The organism is Arthrobacter sp. Y3225116 (assembly GCF_059091245.1).
Window position 1 is genome coordinate 1 of sequence record NZ_JBNHGL010000274.1, and the last position, 3,409, is coordinate 3,409.

The window sequence follows — 3,409 nt, forward strand, 5'->3', positions numbered from 1 at the left end:
GTCGGCGGCCGAGGCGCTGGCGGCAACCCCCGCGGACCAGAGCTGGTCCTGGCCCGACGCCGAGCAGCAGGTTCCCGGCTGCACCCACCGCATCCTGGTGACGGAGGTGGTGGCCAGCGGGTTTGAACCCAAGCCGCGGGTCGAGTCCTTCCAGCGGGTGCTGCGCCTGCTGGCCGCCGAGACGCGACCGGCGGCCGTCCGGTGGCTGCACAACTCGCACTGGCGGGACCCCGGGGAGCTTGAGGCGGCCCACCCGCTGGCGGGCCCGGTGAACATGCGGTTCTTCCTGGTCAGCAACGACGAGGGCGCCATGGTGGTGGACAGCCTGGGCATGTACCAGCTGGGCCTGCCGGACGTGCAGGTGCACTTCCGCGACAAGGACCCGAACCAGATGGTGGAACTGGCCTTTAATGTGGCCGCCTACCTCTACGAACACGGGCCCGTCATCGAATCCAATAGCCGGCTGAACGGTCCGGACGGCCTGGCCTTCACCGCCAGCTGGGAAGACTCGCTGCTGCCGCCGCTGCGGACGGTCATCGACCTCGATCCCGGCCCGCCCTACTCCGCCGGCAGCCGCTAGTACCGTCCCCCGGTCAGCCGGCGGCAGCGGACTTGCGTGCCCGGTAGGCGGCCACGTGCGTGCGGTTGGCGCAGTTGCCGGTATCGCAAAAGCGCTTCGACCGATTCTTCGTCAGGTCCACCAGCACCGCGGTGCAGTCGTCCGCGGCGCAGGTCCGCAGCCGGTCCAGCTGCTTCTCGCGGATCACGTCTACCAGCGCCATCGCCGCCTCCACGGCCATGCGCACCTCCAGCGGCGCGTCCGGGCTGGTGGCATGCAGGTGGTAGTCCCACTGGTCGTGCTTGACCAGCTGCGGGATGGCGCCGGCGTCGGCCAGGATCGTATTGACGACGACGACGGCGCGGTCCTCCGTCGCGGTCCACACCTCCTTGAGCACGGGGCGCAGGGCGCGGACCGCCTCCAGTTCCGCCGTCGTATGCCTGCGCGAGCCGGTGAAGCCGAAGTCCGCCACGAGGGCATCGAGATCCGCCACGCTGGCGAGGGTGTCCGGGGAGACCTCGGCCGTATTGATCAGCCGGGCCGCGTCCACCAGCGAGTACTCCGTGTCATGAGCAAAGACCACATTGACTCCTGAACAGTGGCGGCGATATTGTCAGGAGTATACCGCTCATGACTCCTGACAGACCCGTTCTGCGCCGGGAGCGAACCCGCACTTCCCTTAGGATCCGTCATGGCCTCCACCGCCGCTGCACAGCGTACCCAGACAGCCCCGCCGCACCCCCGCTCCGCCGTGGCCGGCGTCGGCATCGCCTTGGCCTCCTCGGCGATCTTCGGACTCTCGGGGCCCTTTGCCAAGTCGCTGCTCGAGGCCGGCTGGACGCCGGGCTCCGCGGTGGCGGTGCGCATGGTGGCCGCGGCGCTGGTGTTGTCACTGCCCGCCGCGTTCATGCTGCGCGGCCGGTGGGGCCAACTGCGGCAAAACTGGAAGACCATCGGGCTGTTCGGGCTGATCGGCGTGGCCGGCTGCCAGCTTTTCTACTTCAATGCCGTTGCCAGCCTCTCCGTGGGAGTGGCGCTGCTGTTGGAGTTCCTGGCGCCCGTGCTGATTGTGCTGTGGCTCTGGCTGACCAGTCGCCGGCTGCCGCGGCCGGCGACCATCGCCGGTACCGTGCTGGCGGTGGCCGGCCTCATGCTGGTCCTCGACGTCTTTGGGCCGGTCAAGCTGGATGTTGCCGGCGTGCTGTGGGGGCTGGGCGCCGCCGTCTGCCTGGTGGTCTACTTCTTCATCACCGCCAAGCAAAACGACTCGCTGCCGCCGCTGGTGCTGGCCGCCGGCGGCCTGCTGGTGGGCGGTGCAACCATCGTCGTCCTGGGCGCGGTGCAGATTGTTCCGATGGCCTTCAGCACGGCCGGCGTCGAGCTGGCCGGCTGGCAGACCCAGTGGTGGGTGCCGCTGGTCGGACTGGTGCTGCTGTCCACCGTGCTGTCCTATGTCACGGGCATCATGGCCGCCCGGGCGCTCGGCACCAAGGTGGCGTCCTTCGTCTCGCTGACCGAGGTGCTCTTCGCCGTCATCTGGGCCTGGCTGCTGTTGGGCGAACTGCCCGCGGCCATCCAGCTGGTCGGCGGCGCGCTGATCGTGGCGGGCGTGGTGCTGGTCCGGGCAGACGAGCTGCGCGGGCCCAAGCCGGCGGTGAACCGGAAGTATCTCCAGCGGGCTAGCGGACGATCTTGAAGTTGAAGCGGGGCGTACCGAGCGCGCCCCAGAGGCGGAGCCAGGCGGGCAGGAGCATCTCGGCGCCGCGGGCGGTAGTGATGTCGCCGAGGTCGATCACATCCTGATGGCCGAAGGCCTTTAGGAGCTCGGTGACCGTGATCTTGGCATCGGCGTCGTTGCCGGACACGAAGACCGTTCCGGGGTCGGAGAGCAGTCCGGGGCGGGCCTGGAGATCTGCGGTGAGCGTGTTGAGGGACTTCACGACGCGCGCCGCCGGGAAGGCGCGCTGAATCTGCTCGCCGAGGGAATCAGTGTCCTTGACGAAGAGGGTCGGGGGCATCCCGGCGCTGGGATCCAACGGATTGGCGATGTCGAGGATGACTTTACCGTCGAGGTTTTCGGCCCCGGCCTGAGCCAGCACGTCCAGGGAGGCGCTGCCGGTGGTTGCGTTGACGATCAGGTCGGCGCCGGCTGCGGCTTCGGCGAAGCGGGTGACTCCGATGCCGGGGTTGGCGGCGGCCCAGACAGGGAAGGGCGGGGTGCCCATGGCATCTGTCGTGGTCCTGGACAGGGTAGCTTCCGGATCGCGGGTTCCGATCGTGACCGTGTGCCCGAGTTCGGCGAGGCGCGCCGCGATGGTTTGGCCGACCCTGCCGGTTCCGAGGACTGCTGCTTTCATGATGGTCTCCTGTCCGGCTCGGGTTACCCCGGTCGAGGGTGACTCCCTCACCACATACTGTGCTCCTTCGGCCGGAGGCGGGCCAGTGGTCGAGGAAGCCGGAGGCGGCGCCCGGGGTGGTGCGATGCCGCGGCGGGGGAGCACACTGGAACCAGCCAGCACCCACGATCCGAACCGGAGGCCCGCCATGTGCCGGAACATCCGTCAGCTCCACAACTTCGAACCCAGCGCCACGAATGCCGAAATCGAGGCCGCGGCGCTGCAGTATGTGCGCAAGGTCAGCGGCAGCAACAAGCCGTCGAAGGCGAACGAGGAAGCATTCAACCGGGCCGTGCACGAGGTTGCGCACATCACCGCCCACCTGCTCGACGACCTGGTGACCGCGGCGCCGCCGAAGAACCGTGAGGAAGAAGCCGCCAAGGCCCGCGCCCGCGCCGCCGTCCGCTATGGGGCCGCCGTCTAGGCCCGGCGCCCGGTAGGCGGGCGCCGGGAG

5 protein-coding genes are annotated in these 3,409 nt (G+C 69.2%); 3 read left to right on the plus strand and 2 right to left on the minus strand.

Going from position 1 to position 3,409, the window contains the following annotated elements:
• Nucleotides 1–580: DUF4261 domain-containing protein (locus AC5RV2_RS15950; protein WP_494093143.1), on the plus strand; the 580-nt coding region annotated here is incomplete at its 5' end.
• Between the two features lie 13 nt (nucleotides 581–593).
• On the opposite strand, the gene AC5RV2_RS15955 is transcribed toward AC5RV2_RS15950, so the two are convergent.
• On the minus strand, nucleotides 594–1,142 hold the full coding sequence (locus AC5RV2_RS15955) for a CGNR zinc finger domain-containing protein (protein ID WP_494093144.1): 549 nt from the start codon (nucleotides 1,140–1,142) through the stop codon (nucleotides 594–596).
• 108 nt (nucleotides 1,143–1,250) lie between these two features.
• Between AC5RV2_RS15955 and AC5RV2_RS15960 the strand changes: the two genes are divergently transcribed.
• Nucleotides 1,251–2,255 carry an EamA family transporter gene (locus AC5RV2_RS15960; protein ID WP_494093145.1) on the plus strand — a complete coding sequence of 335 codons (1,005 nt, stop codon included), beginning with the start codon at nucleotides 1,251–1,253 and terminating at the stop codon, nucleotides 2,253–2,255.
• Here the strand turns inward: AC5RV2_RS15960 and AC5RV2_RS15965 are convergent.
• Entirely contained in the window at nucleotides 2,239–2,916 is a 678-nt protein-coding gene (locus tag AC5RV2_RS15965) for an NADPH-dependent F420 reductase (protein WP_494093146.1), read from the minus strand. The two genes, AC5RV2_RS15960 and AC5RV2_RS15965, sit on opposite strands and share 17 nt — an antisense overlap.
• Before the next feature lie 187 nt (nucleotides 2,917–3,103).
• Between AC5RV2_RS15965 and AC5RV2_RS15970 the strand changes: the two genes are divergently transcribed.
• Complete coding sequence (locus tag AC5RV2_RS15970) at nucleotides 3,104–3,379, plus strand: DUF2277 domain-containing protein (protein WP_494093147.1); 276 nt, start codon at nucleotides 3,104–3,106, stop codon at nucleotides 3,377–3,379.
• The last annotated feature ends 30 nt before the right edge of the window (nucleotides 3,380–3,409 follow it).

Coding starts and splice junctions, on each gene's coding strand:
- AC5RV2_RS15960 (WP_494093145.1), top strand. CDS start 1,251: ATGGCCTCCACCGCCGCTGCACAGCGTACCCAGACAGCCCCGCCGCAC.
- AC5RV2_RS15965 (WP_494093146.1), bottom strand. CDS start 2,916: ATGAAAGCAGCAGTCCTCGGAACCGGCAGGGTCGGCCAAACCATCGCG.
- AC5RV2_RS15970 (WP_494093147.1), top strand. CDS start 3,104: ATGTGCCGGAACATCCGTCAGCTCCACAACTTCGAACCCAGCGCCACG.